This window comes from Staphylococcus sp. EG-SA-2 (genome assembly GCF_017152085.1).
The window spans coordinates 1-1,090 of the sequence record NZ_JACYHC010000873.1; the positions used below are offsets into that span (position 1 = coordinate 1).

At 34.9% G+C, this 1,090-nt stretch carries 1 protein-coding gene; it reads left to right on the forward strand.

Going from position 1 to position 1,090, the window contains the following annotated elements; translation table 11 throughout:
- Positions 1-170 precede the first annotated feature (170 nt).
- On the forward strand, positions 171-1,090 hold a 920-nt coding region (locus IDG60_RS15560), incomplete at its 3' end, for a Na/Pi cotransporter family protein (RefSeq protein ID WP_206160895.1).

Here is a 1,090-nt window from a genome sequence, read left to right on the forward strand (position 1 = left end):
ATTGCAAACCTGCCATTTCACACTGAAAATTTACATAATAAGTGACGATATTTTACAAGTCATATACAAATAACATATATTGTTAAATAATTTTACCTAATCTTAACATTAAATTTACAATTATAAGCGATAATCTAAATATAAAGCTTATTTGAGGTGAAATAATGGAAATGTCGGTTACAGAAGTCATTTTCTCCTTTTTAGGTGGTTTAGGTATTTTCCTTTACGGCTTAAAAATCATGGGAGACGGGCTTCAAGCATCAGCAGGAGACAGGCTACGAGATATTTTAAACAAATTTACATCAAATCCAGTATTAGGTGTTATTGCAGGTATCGTTGTAACTATTTTAATACAAAGTAGTTCAGGTACGACCGTTATCACAATCGGACTGGTAACAGCTGGATTTATGACGTTAAAACAAGCTATTGGAGTGATAATGGGTGCCAATATCGGAACAACGGTAACTGCATTTATTATCGGTATAGATTTAGGCGAATATGCAATGCCAATTTTAGCATTAGGTGCATTTTTAATCTTTTTCTTTAAACGCTCTAAAATCAATAACATTGGCCGCATACTATTCGGTTTCGGTTCTCTATTCTTCGGTCTAGAATTTATGGGTGATGCCGTTAAACCTTTAGCATCATTAGATGGATTTAAGCAATTAATGCTTGATATGTCATCAAATCCAATACTTGCTGTCATTGTCGGCGCAGGGTTAACAGCACTAGTTCAAAGTTCAAGTGCGACGATTGGTATTTTACAAGAATTTTATCAACAAGATTTAATCAGCTTAAACGCAGCAATCCCTGTGTTACTAGGTGATAACATTGGTACAACAATTACAGCTATCTTAGCTAGTTTAGCCGGCTCAATCGCTGCAAAACGTGCGGCGCTTGTACACGTCATCTTTAATTTAATCGGGGTAATTATCTTCACAATTTTCTTGCCAGTTGTGATTCATTTGATTAGTTTGTTACAAGATGTATGGCACTTAAAACCAGCGATGACGATTGCAGTATCACATGGTATCTTCAACATAACAAATACTTTGATTCAATTACCATTTGTAGCAGGTTTAGCATGGAT